Source organism: Janthinobacterium sp. AD80, assembly GCF_002878455.1.
GTDB lineage: Bacteria > Pseudomonadota > Gammaproteobacteria > Burkholderiales > Burkholderiaceae_D > Janthinobacterium.
Map to the genome: position 1 here is coordinate 66,915 of NZ_NRDQ01000035.1, position 10,721 is coordinate 77,635.

The window sequence follows — 10,721 nt, forward strand, 5'->3', positions numbered from 1 at the left end:
GCTACGGGGATGGCTCCACATCGAGCATCACAGGCGGCATCGTTGCGCCCACCACCCACAGCCGGACGGCGCCGCCGGCGTTCAGCGCGGCCAGTTCGTCAGCATCGAGGCACCAGTACGACAGCACGGCCGGCAGGTCGCCCGCGTGCGTGCGCGTGATCGGCAGCGCGTTGCATGGCAACTCGCCCTGGTCCCAGCCTGCAGGTGCGCCGAGCACGCCGTTATTCGATGGATGTTGGATTTTCTGCATTTCGGCTTTCGTTGTGTCACCGCGCTCCCCCAGCAGGCGCCGCGGTGCATCGCGGCTGGAGTCCTCTGGATCATTGCTACGTCGGTGAGCTGCGCCCGTTTTGTAAGCCCTGTCACTGGAGCGCGCTGGCAAATTGCAAGCAAACACGCCTACGCAAAATTGATTTGAGCTGCTGCTGAATCTGGAGGCTGCGAAACGCCCTTAAAATGGTCTCTTAACCACCGGAGGACGTCATGTTCGAAAAAAACTACTTTTCCCGTCTTGATCGCTATGTGGCGCTGGAAATGCCACTACCCTCAACTCCTTGCAGCCCCCTCAGGCGAGTTCGCATCGCGAAGCAGATTCAGCTGCTTCACTACTGGATCGAGGCCAATACGCCCTGTCCCGAGCGCTACCGCGACTGAGCCCACGACACCTGCGCATCGTCATTTGTACGGCCAAGTGCTGGCCACTGGCGCGCGTGGCGTGGTTCGCGCCGACGTGGGATGGTCGGTGCCGCACAGGATCATCAGGATGGCGAGCATGCTCATACTGCCGTATCGAAGTTGGACATGCTTCACCTCATATAAAAAAGCCGCCAGCGCAGTGATGCGGCCAGCGGCGAAAGCCAAGGGAGAAACAGATATCTGAAATGTAAAAAGCCCGCAGCGCAGCGGGCTTACATCAACATAAGCTTATTATTACAACTCTAGCGGCGCAATCCAAGTTCCCGTAATTACAATCCCTTGCGCGCCTGGAATAGGCGCCGGTGCCGCAAGGTGGAAGCTCGTACCACTCGCGGTTCCCTTCGCCTGCAGCATGAACTTGCCACCGGTGCTACCAAAGACCGACTTAGCCGTGCCTGACAGCGCGGAAACTGTAATCGCTGAAGTTACCTGCGATTGATCGCCAGTTGCCTTGCCGCTGTAGAGAAACTGGCTGTCACCACCATAAACCGAGTCATCCTTTGCCACCACGAGGCCTCCTTCCCCAGGAAGTCCGGCCGCGAAAGCAACTTTGTAGAAACCGTCTTTGATAATCGACATAAAAATCTCCGTGTTTTTGCTTAGCATTATTGCCATAGCTCTACAGATAGTAGCCGGATTAGTTAAAGCAGTCGATAAAAAAGCTAGCATCAGCAAAAGGCTGGCATTGCAACTCAGCTGGAGCGGGCGAAGGGAATCGAACCCTCGTGGAAAGCTTGGAAGGCTTCCGCTCTGCCATTGAGCTACGCCCGCGTTCTGGAAAACCCACCAGAGGAATCGTATTTGCATTGCCCTCATGATTGAACAAACAACCAATGAGGCCTCTATGACCAAATACGATTTTTTCTGGCTCTACACACAGCGCGCAGCACAACTTTGCACGATTGCAAAGTTGCTAACTGAGATAACACTTAGGATTGTTGGTGCCGGGTGACAGCGTCCCAGCGTAGGTTTGGCGAGCAGCCTCGCGGCGGCGCCCGACTGATTGATTGACTTGCTTGGTTGCTGGATCGCTACTTCACGGTGCACCTCCTTTTCAGGCCTGCGGCGGCATGATCACGCGCGCATCTGGCCAACTCATATGCGTTCACTGCATTCGACCTATGCAATCTCTCGATTTTTATATGCAATAATGGCAACTTCAAGCGACTACGCCACGACCTGGCGTGTAATCACAAAGGAGAGAAATGCGAAACTTAACATTCAACGGCGGCCCGGATATTAGTGGAAAATCAACGCAAGCTGCTTTGGAGATCCTTGCGCAAAACTGCCGCGATACAGGGCAAGTAGTTTTCGCTCTGAACAAAGAAATCGAGGAGCTAAAAGATGAGATCGAACAACTGAAAATGCGAATTCGATAAAACTCTCGCAAAATGAAAAGCCACCCATGAGGTGGCTTATTTTTTGCTCCCACGACTATAGCGCGTGGTGAGCGGCAAATTCAAGGCGTGCAGGTACGGCGCTGGGTCCGGGTACTGTCGCGAGTTCCAGCTATCGGTGGCGCGATGCGCACATTACGATTTCCGGAAGAATTTTCTTGAACTGAGGATTGAAGTATACCGCAGAAGTACTGTTTGTAAACACAGGCTTAAAGAAAACTTGCGCTACATGTCTCCGCCGCGTAACAAGCTGCCTGCCCGGCCAGAATGACTGTCGTGAATTGAGCTCAGCTCGCTGACCATATCCTTGACGCGCTCAAGTTCCAGACCGGCCACACCGTACACTGCCGCGACACCGGTTCCTTTGCAGCTCGTGCAGATACCATTCCCCAGCAGCACTTTGACGCCGGTGCCACTGCAGCCCTTGCACGTGCCGTCGAGCCAGTGCGCCAGCGACTTCTCGGCTACGCGCCGGTAAAGCGCTTGAGCCGCTGCCGCATCCCAGGCCGTGTTTTCCGGCACCCAGCGGCGCGCGCGGGCGCGCTTGATAACCTCGACCGTCCAAATACGCAGCAACTGCGCCAAGTTCTGCTGATTGCCCTCGAACATGCGGTTGAGTGTGCCATCGGCGTACTTCACGCGGCACAGCAGCGCGCCGACATCGCCGGCCAGAGCCGCAGCGGCCAACGGGTCCGTCTGGTGGTGTTGAGCGTCGTCCATCAGATTGGACGATCCGATTGAAGCGATGTAGCGATCAGTGAAGCCCATGTTTGCCTTTCAGTTGTGGAGCAATGTTAACACCCATTTCCAGCTTAAAACAGTCCTCCCAATCCACATTTTAGAACACTTTGACGGGTCGATCATGACCACTCCTCTCCCTCGGAGCGGGCAACAACACCGCTCTGAAAATTCTAAGATTGATAAAAAGTTGTCGCATTTCAAATGAGAATCGTGACAATTGGAGAGTTTATACGTTGAAATTATTGATATCATTTATAAATTATTTCACGAGGGCAACAAATGGATTGGACAATCGTTCAAAATTTAATGACAGCACTAGGCGCCACCCTATCTGGGATCGCAGCATCAGTAGGAATTATCGTGGCCTTCAAAGTCCACAAAAATCAAAAACTTCTTAGCCAACGACAATTGTTACTGCCCCTTTGGGATCACATGTCTACTCTAAATAGTATAGATCCCGCTAATCCGATTACGCCAGACGCAATAAAAATTGTAAACACCTTGGAGTTAGTGGCTCTTTGCTGCGAAGGAGGCATGATTGACGAAAAAGTCATATTGCGAACTTTCAGGGATGGATATATGAAACATTATGATGAAATATACAAGTGTGGAGTTTTTCCAAGTAGCACCCTCGATGGTGAAGCCTTACTGAAGCAAAATAAGGCTGCGATGAAATTCTATAAAAAACTGGTAGAAGACGAATTAAATCGTGACAAGATTGATAAAATTTAAATAGGATAAAAATGGACAAAAAATTAATTGAGAGCGCCGCACGGGAATTTGCATATTCAGGTAAATTAATTGATACCGTCGATATAAGAGTTGGCACGACGTCGGTAGAGTACGTACAGGTTACTTTTGAACGAAAAAAAATGATTCCGACCAACGAATCGTTTAACAAGTCAATTAACGCAAACACCATTTCAGCATTTCCGTCCGGTGAAAAGTGCGGCGCTTGTGGTGGTTCGGGCAGGGCATAGCTCGTCCAATTTAGCCACAGAATGATTCGGCGTCTGAACATTGCGCCGAATCTTGAATATTGCTTTAGAAAGCCTCCACTTTCCAGCCGCCGCCCGCCTTCTTCGGCAGCGACTGCACGGCAACAAAGCGCAGCGGATACATGTCGGCCGCGATTTTGATCTTCGCGCGCGCGTCGTCTTGCCAGTGACCTTTCACTTCGTGCGCCTCCAGCGCGCCGCCCGTCAGCAGCACGGCAAAATCCGGAGTGTAAAAAGTGTTGTCAGCCAGGCGGAACTTGACGCCCTCGAACTTGTACCAGGCCACCTCGCCGGCGCCTTGCGCAGCTCCAGCGTCTGCGCATACGCGGCCTCGGTCTTGTTCATGGCGCCGACCTTGAGGCGGCCAAGCGCCTGCAAGCCACGGGCCATCATCGCGCTTTCTCCAGCCGATGCGTGGCCGCCTTGACGATTGCGGCGCGCGCCGCGGCATCTTTATCCGGATAAAACCGGTACCACTCCAGGAAACCGGCTGCGTCGACGCCTGCCGACATCGGCATCAGCCGGAGCTCGAACTGCACAAGCAGCGGCGCGGACGCCGTCCAGTCGCCCAGCCAGTCCGGTACGAGCGCCTGGCCACGACTTTCGGCGGCGCCCGCCGGCGGCGTGCCGACCAGGGCACCACCCACCTCGATGAGGCTGGTCCAGCCGAGCAGCTCGGCCAAGCGTTTGTTTGCTGCGATTTTGTTTTCTTGATTTTGCATAGAGCCTCTGTATTCAATTCTTTTCGTATCGGATGAGGCTTGGTAGCGGCCCCGCCACGTTCGTGCTGTAGCGAACCGCTCCGCAAGCCTGAGCAGCTTTTGCCGCTATGCTGCGCGCCCATTAATGCGAGCCAGCGGCGCTGCAAGCGCGCCGACTGGCGCCATGGCGATGATTTGCTGCGACGTTCCACCCGCCATCACCAGCGCAGCCAGCTTCTGGTCACCGATCATCATCGGCGGCTCCACGCCAAAACCGGCGCGCTGGTTTTGCGCTTCCGACATACCCACCAGCACCGGCGAGTAATCCGGCCGTTCGTTGCGCATGCGATAGCCGCGATACCGGTTTTCGAACTCCTTGCCGACGAATGGCCACTCGTGCTCCGTCTTCGCGCCCAGCGAGACCCAACCGCCCATCTCGACCAGGACACGGTGGATCAGCGGATCATCGAATACGACGCTTCGATATGGACCGACGACGCGCAGTGCTCGGTCGACCTTCGACCAAGCCACAAGCGCCGAGTCCTGCGTAGTTCCGCCCATCATCCGGATCAGGTCGGCCGGCTTCGGCGCAAACTGCCCAGTATCGGGATTGCGGACATGACGGTCGAATGCCTGGCGCACAGCTGCCAAGTCGTACTGGCGCAGCGCGCCCCACCAGATCGTGATCGCAAACTCGCTTGCGGCCCGGCCGTAGAGCTCGGTGATCGCGCCCACCATGCCTGCAAAATCCTCGTAGTCATCCTGCGTCATGCTTTTCTCCCTGCTGTGCTGCGTTACCAAAGATTCTGGCCTTGGCGCGCTCGGCGGCGGCCATGGTCTGCGCGTAGACCGTTCCAGCCCCCTGCCCTGGCCCGGCGCGCACGGCGTGCTGAGTGATCCATTCGGCCTTGAACCCGCGCCAGCCACGCTCGCAGCAGATGCGCAAAGCGCCTTCCAGGGTCAGCCCGGCTTTTTCGGCCTCACGCACAATGCCCTGCATGGCCGTGCGCGTGATGGGCGCCTTGTGCTTCGTCCGCAGCGCCTTGAAGTCGGCGACGATCTGCGAATCGACGTCGGGGAACAGGGCATCGGGAGCCGGAGGCGACTTGTCTTTTGTCTTTACTGGTTTATGGTTATTGGTTATTGGTTCTTGGTTAGTTTTTGATCCGGTTTTAGCTGGGTTGTCGATAGCATCCGAATCAGAACCGGATGGAAACCCGCTGGGTTCTTGATTGGTTGCCGTTTGCTTGCGCGGGCGACCACCCAGCTTGCCATTTGCTTTCGCTGTCTCAGCCTTGACTTGGTAGTCCGCGATCACCTGCTCGCAGACGTCGTGCCGGTAGCCCGCATCTGTCTTGAGGAACTTGAAGCGAAGCAGTCGCTCGACAATCGCGCGCTCGTCCGCCGCCTCGACGCCCAGGGCGTCGCACAACACATCGATGTCGAGCGGAAGTGGCGCCTCGACGTCGTAGTAGACGTCCATCATGTCGCGGTAAATCCAGCGCGCCTGGCGCGACATGTTCACCGTCCCGGAGCGGAAGTCGCCGATGTGAAAAGGGTAATAATTCAAGGTCGAGCCTCCTGCGCGCGCGCCCCGCCGAACAGCGCAGCCACCAGCGGATCACCCACGGCACCCGCCTTGCGGATCCAGTACTTACTGCGCCAGCGCGCCTTCATCGAGTCCCAGCGGCCGTCCTGCTTGGCCTTGGCCTCGAAGCGCAGTCGCGTCTGACGCTTGGTCTGGTGCTGCAGCTTGCAGGGAGCGTCTGGCAGATTGCCGACGGCATACACGGCCATGGCGGCGCCGGCACGTGGGTGCGGCTTCCAGCTTGCGATGTAAATCTTGCGCTCGGCATGCAGCAGGCGCACCCACCGCAGCACGGCTGCCTGGCTGACGCCCGACTTGATGACGATCTCGGCCTTGGTGCCGGGCATCGCGCCCAGCACGAATCCACTGAAATTTGCGCGCGTCATGCTTCACGCTCCGCAAGGAAGGCACGCCGCTCATTTTCGTTGCTGTGCACCCAGTAGTGGCACGGCCGGCACAGCAGGACCAGGTTGCTGACGACTGCGCGCTGCTCGCGCACGGCGAAGGAAATCACATGATGGATATGAAAGGTGGGCGTGCTGGCGCGGTCGACCGTGCGCCAATCCAGCTTGCAGCGCTGGCAGCACGCGTCTTCCCGGCGCCAAACAGCCTTGGCGGTCGCCTTCCATTCTGGTGTGCGATAGAACTCCTGACGTTCCGGGGTTGCACCGCCCTTCCAATTAGGGTTTTGGTCTGCAGGCACCGTATGAAGCCAGTGCATGCCATCCCGCAGGTACGGTTTGCGTCCTTTCGAGCCAATGGCGATGAGCGTGCGGCTTGCGGCGCTGTGTTTGGTGCCAGAGAAGCTGCGTGGATCGCCGCCACGTGCGAACCACTGCGCAGGGTCGCTTCCACGCGGCCGCGTAGCGATGCCGGCGCGCTTCAGCCAATAATGGACGGTCTTGGCATCGCGCTGGTAGAGCTTCCCTATATCGGGGCAGCCAAGGCGTTGGACCGTATAAAGCTCTGCCAGGTGCTCGTCCGTGGGGCGGGCGATGGTTGATTGTGTTTTGCTCATACTGCTTCCATTTCTAATATTGCGATTTGCCGAGGGGCGACCTCAGGAATCAGTGACAAGTGCGCTTCGCCGACACGAGGCACAGGCGTGCCGACCACCAGATGGACGTCTGCGAGCAAACTAGATTCCCCTTGGATACGCTTGCGCGCGATCTCGGCGTATGCCGGGTTCAGCTCGATGCCGATGCAGTCGCGCTGCAGCCGGTCGGCGACAAGACCGGTGGTGCCGGCCCCGAAGAACGGATCCAGCACCGTGCCGCTAGGTGGGCAGCCGGCGCGGATACAAATCTCGGGCAATTCCGGCGGGAACGTGGCGAAGTGGGCCTCGGCGAATGAATGCGTGGCCATGGTCCAGACGCTACGCTTGTTGCGCATATCGGGGCGGGCTGCGGGATCCTCGCGGAAGCCGGCACCACCGCCCATGCGCGCGGCGGTGCGCAAGCCCTGCTCGTCGCGCCCATCGTCTTTGCTGCAAGCCATGACGCGGCCACGTTGACGCGCATCGGCATCGGTGCCATGACCAAACCCGACGCCGCGAGCTGTGCGCTTCTGCGGTTTCTGGCCCGGCACCTCGTAATCCTTGGTGCCGAAGCTGTTTCGCGGGTGGTCCGCGGCGCCGGCGGCCGGCTCCTTGATCGCCTCGGCATCGTAGTAATAATTCGCGCTCTTCGTCAGCAGGAAAATGTACTCGTGGCTCTTGGTGCAGCGATCCCGCACCGACTCGGGCATCGGATTTGGCTTGCTCCAAACGATGTCCTGGCGCACCCACCAGCCGGCATCCTGCAGGGCGATGGCAAGGCGGTGCGGCATCATGCACAGGTCCTTTGGTTTGAATCCCTCCAGTTTTTTGCGGTTGGGCTGCGTATTGACCATGCCGCGGCGGATAAATCGCTCGCCTTGGTCGCCGCCACCTGGCGCGCGGCCGACGGCGCCCGCGCCGGTGGCATAGCTGTCGCCCATATTGATCCAGCAAGTGCCGTCAGCGCGTAGCACGCGGCGTGCCTCGTTGAAGACGTCGACCATCACCGCGATAAATTCCGCTGGGGTGGCTTCCAGACCGATCTGGCCGTCGACGCCATAGTCGCGCAAGCCCCAGTATGGCGGGCTGGTGACGATGCAGTGCACGGATTCGGCCGGCAGCGCGCGTAGCTGCTCGCGCACGTCGCCAATCATTATTGTTACGGTCATAAAAGTCCCTCAGCTTTCAGGATTTCGTGTGTGGTGCTGACTGCCGCGCGAAAGGCAGCCTCCAGGCCAGCCAGCGACAGATCAGCCGGGCGCGGGCGCCGGCCGTCGAGCACATCATGGCAAGCGCTGCAACCAAACGCAGCGGCCGTGTCCGGCGCCTTCAGGCACATGCCCTTCCCGTCCACCAGAAAGTTTGAATGGCAGAGCACGGTGGTATCAGGGTCGAAGTTGCAGATAGCCAGGCGCAGCGTGCAGTCCTGGCCGCGCGCGGCGCGCCGGATCGGCGTCGAGACCGGGCCTTTCGACTTCATGCCGGCCTTGCGCTTCGGCGCCGTGCGCTGGTGCGACTGCACGGAGAGCATGCCGGTGCTGGGCATGGGAGTGGTGCGCTTAAATGGCGTGCGCGCCATGGGTTTTCCCGGCTTCATGGAAGAGCGCTTCATTTCCCACCGCCAATTGGCACCGTGGTACGATTACGCCAATAAAAAACTGGATAAAAATGAAAATTTGGCAAGCATGCTGCGGCATCGGAATCGTGAGCTTTGCGGTTGGATATATCGGCGTGCAACTCGATTGGGCCAGTAATAATGCTCCTGCCTGGGTCCAGGCTGTCGGATCTATAGTCGCCATTTTTACGGCCATCTGGATCCCTTGGCATCAACAGCGGCTGGCTGCTCAGAGCGCTGAACGGACGGCTGCAAACGAGATGCGCGCGTTGCTCGAGCTCTTGGAGCTCGAACTTTTGATGAACATTGAGGCACTTCAAACTACCGTCGGCCCTATGCTTGAAGCGGATGAGCAGAACGGAGCTTTTTTGGCGGAATATCCAGTGCCGGCAAACCCTGTCGAAATCTTCAATGCACTTCTTCCTAAAATCGGCATCGTTCAGCCTGCCGAGTTGCGTACTCAAATCGTTCGCGCCTCGAATGCATGTGGTGGACTTGCGATGAATTTCTCCTATAACAATCGCCTCGCAAGTGCTTGGAATCAACTGAATATGCAAGCGCGTCGCACACAAAGTCCCGAGGACTTGCACGCAGTAGCGGATGCGCGGCGAGAACTGGAGTCGTATGGCCCCTTGCTGAGGAGTCAGTGGCTGCTTGCTAAAGGGGAGATTGGCAAGACGTTGTCGCAACTGAATGCCGTGCTGAGATAGTTTTTGTTTCATAACTCTCTCTCTGAAAACAAGCGAGGCTGTACCGCGCCATTAGCGTAGACCGTGTCCATGATGGTCGTGGCGATCGGCTCGTCACCGTCCCATCCATGCGGCCAAGTTTCCAAAGCGATCAGCTCACGGATGCGCGCCTCCTCCTCGGCGTTGATCAGGTCGATCTCGGGCCGGCCGGTGGCGCGCGCCACCGCGTTCACCGTGGCCTGGATGGTCAAAATACGACCCAAGCCCATCAGCCGCGCTTCGAACGTGAGCGGTCCCATGCGCTGCGGATTGGCGGCCACAGCGCCACTTTTCAGGATCTCGCGCCCGGCTTTGCGCAGGCGGTGCTGCGGCTCGCGCAGTTCGCGCCACAGCAACTTGATGCCTTTGAGTGGCGCCAAGTAGGCCCATTGCGGGTTCAGCAGGATGGTATCGAGCGCCTTGTCTTCAGCCGCCAGTGGGCACCCGATGCAGCCGGTGCGCGCATTGACCTCTTCGGCCTCGTCGCCACCATAGGCGTCGGCAATGATCGCCGTGCTCCAGTCGCCGAATTCGGCCTGTGGCGCCCAGTGGCGCAACCACTCCCACACATGGCAGACGCGCCAGTGCAGCAGCGGCGCCAGCGTCGACAACCGGCCGCGCAGGCCCTTGGCGTTCGGCAGCACCTGCTGATACCAGCCTTGGCCGCATTCGGCGCCATCCTTGCTGCAGCTCATTTCGATGCGGCGATCGCGGATGGCACTTTCACCCTGGCGCACGCCGGTGATCATCAGGATCTGGCCATCGAGCTGGTCCAGGCGGTCGCGCAGTGCCTGTTCCATCGGGTCGATCTTGATCTGGCGGGTGCACCAGCGCAGCGTGTTGTTGTTCGGCGGCGGCACGCCGCGGCCCAGGATGTAGACCATGAAACGCTTATCCATCGGCGCTGTGACGACTTCCACGCGAATGCCGCGCTCTTCCAGCTCGTCCATGATCTGGCGCGCTGCGATGGCCAGCGGAGGCAGCTCCTGGCGGGTGTCGGCGTAGAAGACAGTCAACGACTTGGGGCGCGCGATCTTGCCGGTGTCGAGCAAGTAGGTTATCAGTGTCAGTGTGGCGCTGGAGTCTTTGCCGCCCGACCAGGCAATGCCCCAGTGCTCATGCGTGGCGCCGTAGGCCAGCAGCGACTGGATCGTCAGATCGATCGAATCCGTCATTTGCAGGCGCTGCCCGCCGGCAGAGAAAATGTCAGCTTGGTTCATC

17 protein-coding genes and 1 tRNA gene are annotated in these 10,721 nt (G+C 58.5%); 5 read left to right on the plus strand and 13 right to left on the minus strand.

Translation table 11 applies throughout. The features are described from left to right. Position 1: 1 nt before the first annotated feature. Positions 2–250 carry a hypothetical protein gene (locus JaAD80_RS08140; RefSeq protein ID WP_102293719.1) on the minus strand — a complete coding sequence of 83 codons (249 nt, stop codon included), beginning with the start codon at positions 248–250 and terminating at the stop codon, positions 2–4. 233 nt (positions 251–483) lie between these two features. Between JaAD80_RS08140 and JaAD80_RS30590 the strand changes: the two genes are divergently transcribed. Next, the gene (locus tag JaAD80_RS30590) at positions 484–654 is read left to right on the plus strand and encodes a hypothetical protein (protein ID WP_180979340.1); all 171 of its coding nucleotides are present in this window, start codon (positions 484–486) and stop codon (positions 652–654) included. 276 nt (positions 655–930) lie between these two features. On the opposite strand, the gene JaAD80_RS08145 is transcribed toward JaAD80_RS30590, so the two are convergent. Continuing rightward, complete coding sequence (locus JaAD80_RS08145) at positions 931–1,275, minus strand: GrlR family regulatory protein (protein ID WP_180979341.1); 345 nt, start codon at positions 1,273–1,275, stop codon at positions 931–933. A 118-nt stretch (positions 1,276–1,393) separates the two neighbouring features. Beyond that, positions 1,394–1,467, minus strand: a tRNA-Gly gene (locus JaAD80_RS08150). Positions 1,468–1,901: 434 nt separating this feature from the next. Between JaAD80_RS08150 and JaAD80_RS30595 the strand changes: the two genes are divergently transcribed. Then, positions 1,902–2,075: a hypothetical protein gene (locus JaAD80_RS30595; RefSeq protein ID WP_180979342.1), complete on the plus strand. Its 174-nt coding sequence runs from the start codon at positions 1,902–1,904 to the stop codon at positions 2,073–2,075. A 243-nt stretch (positions 2,076–2,318) separates the two neighbouring features. On the opposite strand, the gene JaAD80_RS08155 is transcribed toward JaAD80_RS30595, so the two are convergent. Then, complete coding sequence (locus tag JaAD80_RS08155) at positions 2,319–2,861, minus strand: hypothetical protein (protein ID WP_102293721.1); 543 nt, start codon at positions 2,859–2,861, stop codon at positions 2,319–2,321. A 252-nt stretch (positions 2,862–3,113) separates the two neighbouring features. Here JaAD80_RS08155 and JaAD80_RS30210 point away from each other — a divergent pair, with 252 nt between their 5' ends. Both JaAD80_RS30210 and JaAD80_RS30215 read left to right on the plus strand, forming a co-directional pair. Further along, complete coding sequence (locus tag JaAD80_RS30210) at positions 3,114–3,566, plus strand: hypothetical protein (protein WP_146012311.1); 453 nt, start codon at positions 3,114–3,116, stop codon at positions 3,564–3,566. Positions 3,567–3,577: 11 nt separating this feature from the next. After that, on the plus strand, positions 3,578–3,814 hold the full coding sequence (locus tag JaAD80_RS30215) for a hypothetical protein (protein WP_146012312.1): 237 nt from the start codon (positions 3,578–3,580) through the stop codon (positions 3,812–3,814). Positions 3,815–3,878: 64 nt separating this feature from the next. On the opposite strand, the gene JaAD80_RS08170 is transcribed toward JaAD80_RS30215, so the two are convergent. The 8 genes from JaAD80_RS08170 to JaAD80_RS08205 all read right to left on the minus strand — a co-directional run bounded on the left by JaAD80_RS08170 (position 3,879) and on the right by JaAD80_RS08205 (position 8,769). Then, positions 3,879–4,118 (minus strand): hypothetical protein, encoded by a 240-nt coding sequence (locus JaAD80_RS08170; protein WP_258002869.1) that lies wholly within the window; start codon positions 4,116–4,118, stop codon positions 3,879–3,881. Between the two features lie 103 nt (positions 4,119–4,221). Continuing rightward, complete coding sequence (locus JaAD80_RS08175; RefSeq protein ID WP_102293724.1) at positions 4,222–4,554, minus strand: hypothetical protein; 333 nt, start codon at positions 4,552–4,554, stop codon at positions 4,222–4,224. 105 nt (positions 4,555–4,659) lie between these two features. Beyond that, positions 4,660–5,304 carry a DUF6475 domain-containing protein gene (locus JaAD80_RS08180; protein ID WP_102293725.1) on the minus strand — a complete coding sequence of 215 codons (645 nt, stop codon included), beginning with the start codon at positions 5,302–5,304 and terminating at the stop codon, positions 4,660–4,662. After that, entirely contained in the window at positions 5,291–6,103 is an 813-nt protein-coding gene (locus JaAD80_RS31175; RefSeq protein ID WP_219726794.1) for a YdaU family protein, read from the minus strand. The genes JaAD80_RS08180 and JaAD80_RS31175 overlap by 14 nt, the downstream gene beginning before the upstream one ends. Next, the gene (locus JaAD80_RS08190) at positions 6,100–6,507 is read right to left on the minus strand and encodes a hypothetical protein (RefSeq protein ID WP_102293726.1); all 408 of its coding nucleotides are present in this window, start codon (positions 6,505–6,507) and stop codon (positions 6,100–6,102) included. The genes JaAD80_RS31175 and JaAD80_RS08190 overlap by 4 nt, the downstream gene beginning before the upstream one ends. Further along, positions 6,504–7,139, minus strand: a complete 636-nt coding sequence (locus JaAD80_RS08195) for an HNH endonuclease (protein ID WP_102293727.1) — start codon at positions 7,137–7,139, stop codon at positions 6,504–6,506. The genes JaAD80_RS08190 and JaAD80_RS08195 overlap by 4 nt, the downstream gene beginning before the upstream one ends. Next, positions 7,136–8,311: a site-specific DNA-methyltransferase gene (locus tag JaAD80_RS08200; RefSeq protein ID WP_258002870.1), complete on the minus strand. Its 1,176-nt coding sequence runs from the start codon at positions 8,309–8,311 to the stop codon at positions 7,136–7,138. Before JaAD80_RS08200 ends, JaAD80_RS08195 begins: the two co-directional genes overlap by 4 nt. 11 nt (positions 8,312–8,322) lie before the next feature. After that, positions 8,323–8,769, minus strand: a complete 447-nt coding sequence (locus tag JaAD80_RS08205) for a nuclease domain-containing protein (protein WP_219726795.1) — start codon at positions 8,767–8,769, stop codon at positions 8,323–8,325. 56 nt (positions 8,770–8,825) lie between these two features. On the opposite strand from JaAD80_RS08205, the gene JaAD80_RS08210 reads away from it, so the two are divergent. Next, the gene (locus tag JaAD80_RS08210) at positions 8,826–9,482 is read left to right on the plus strand and encodes a hypothetical protein (RefSeq protein ID WP_102293729.1); all 657 of its coding nucleotides are present in this window, start codon (positions 8,826–8,828) and stop codon (positions 9,480–9,482) included. Positions 9,483–9,490: 8 nt separating this feature from the next. Here JaAD80_RS08210 and JaAD80_RS08215 read toward each other — a convergent pair whose 3' ends face one another. After that, complete coding sequence (locus tag JaAD80_RS08215) at positions 9,491–10,720, minus strand: phosphoadenosine phosphosulfate reductase family protein (protein WP_102293730.1); 1,230 nt, start codon at positions 10,718–10,720, stop codon at positions 9,491–9,493. Position 10,721 lies beyond the last annotated feature (1 nt).

Coding starts and splice junctions, on each gene's coding strand:
- JaAD80_RS08210 (WP_102293729.1), top strand. CDS start 8,826: ATGAAAATTTGGCAAGCATGCTGCGGCATCGGAATCGTGAGCTTTGCG.
- JaAD80_RS08195 (WP_102293727.1), bottom strand. CDS start 7,139: ATGAGCAAAACACAATCAACCATCGCCCGCCCCACGGACGAGCACCTG.
- JaAD80_RS08190 (WP_102293726.1), bottom strand. CDS start 6,507: ATGACGCGCGCAAATTTCAGTGGATTCGTGCTGGGCGCGATGCCCGGC.
- JaAD80_RS08145 (WP_180979341.1), bottom strand. CDS start 1,275: ATGTCGATTATCAAAGACGGTTTCTACAAAGTTGCTTTCGCGGCCGGA.
- JaAD80_RS08205 (WP_219726795.1), bottom strand. CDS start 8,769: ATGAAGCGCTCTTCCATGAAGCCGGGAAAACCCATGGCGCGCACGCCA.
- JaAD80_RS08215 (WP_102293730.1), bottom strand. CDS start 10,720: ATGAACCAAGCTGACATTTTCTCTGCCGGCGGGCAGCGCCTGCAAATG.
- JaAD80_RS08175 (WP_102293724.1), bottom strand. CDS start 4,554: ATGCAAAATCAAGAAAACAAAATCGCAGCAAACAAACGCTTGGCCGAG.
- JaAD80_RS30590 (WP_180979340.1), top strand. CDS start 484: ATGTTCGAAAAAAACTACTTTTCCCGTCTTGATCGCTATGTGGCGCTG.
- JaAD80_RS30210 (WP_146012311.1), top strand. CDS start 3,114: ATGGATTGGACAATCGTTCAAAATTTAATGACAGCACTAGGCGCCACC.
- JaAD80_RS30595 (WP_180979342.1), top strand. CDS start 1,902: ATGCGAAACTTAACATTCAACGGCGGCCCGGATATTAGTGGAAAATCA.
- JaAD80_RS30215 (WP_146012312.1), top strand. CDS start 3,578: ATGGACAAAAAATTAATTGAGAGCGCCGCACGGGAATTTGCATATTCA.
- JaAD80_RS08155 (WP_102293721.1), bottom strand. CDS start 2,861: ATGGGCTTCACTGATCGCTACATCGCTTCAATCGGATCGTCCAATCTG.
- JaAD80_RS08140 (WP_102293719.1), bottom strand. CDS start 250: ATGCAGAAAATCCAACATCCATCGAATAACGGCGTGCTCGGCGCACCT.
- JaAD80_RS08180 (WP_102293725.1), bottom strand. CDS start 5,304: ATGACGCAGGATGACTACGAGGATTTTGCAGGCATGGTGGGCGCGATC.
- JaAD80_RS08200 (WP_258002870.1), bottom strand. CDS start 8,311: ATGATTGGCGACGTGCGCGAGCAGCTACGCGCGCTGCCGGCCGAATCC.